Consider the following 631-nt stretch of genomic DNA (forward strand, 5'->3'; position numbering starts at 1 on the left):
TGGGTCGCGAATAAAGCACCGAACCCATCTGAGGACTCCCTACTTTTTTCACCTGAGCTCTCCCGCTGCCATTGCCTTCAGCCCTCCAACCGCTAAAGCCAGATCCCTCACTCTGTACCCATATCCTTCTCGTCCAATCAGCTCCCTCCCCAGGAAAAAATAGGACAGAACCCGGCGGGTTCGAATGGTATTAGCCTGAAAGTCTTTGTAGTAACCTTTCACATAACCCACCTTTCCCAGAATGAGAAGGCCAAATTGACTCAGCATCGCAATCAGCAATAAGATCTCAACCCGCTTAGGACAATGGCTACCACTAAAGTTAAGTGATAAACCAAATCGCTCGTTCTTTGTATCTCGAAAGCCTTCTTCGATAGCCATCCGTTGTGTATATAACGCGACAAGGCGTTCAGCGCCCCAGCTTTCTTCAGGCAGGTTCGAGACCAACAGCCAGGGCTCTCTTCCTCCTTTGGCATGGACACGACTGGCGGTATCTCGTTTAGGTGAGCCACTCCAGTTCTTCGCTTTTCGGCCTTTAAGCTTCTTCCGGTAGAGCACCGCCTGGCAAGCATGTTTATGTTGTTTTGTGTAGTCTTGCAGCGCCTAACTGGCGCGGTTTAAGTTGGGCTTGTCC

The 631-nt window shown here is 50.4% G+C and carries 1 protein-coding gene; it reads right to left on the minus strand.

All coding sequences use genetic code 11. From position 1 onward, the window contains the following. Positions 1 to 48: 48 nt before the first annotated feature. On the minus strand, positions 49 to 555 hold the full coding sequence (locus DZ54_RS23095) for a transposase (protein WP_051416102.1): 507 nt from the start codon (positions 553 to 555) through the stop codon (positions 49 to 51). Positions 556 to 631: the final 76 nt, after the last annotated feature.

It is taken from the genome of Salinivibrio socompensis S35, from assembly GCF_000513715.1.
Taxonomy (GTDB): domain Bacteria; phylum Pseudomonadota; class Gammaproteobacteria; order Enterobacterales; family Vibrionaceae; genus Salinivibrio; species Salinivibrio socompensis.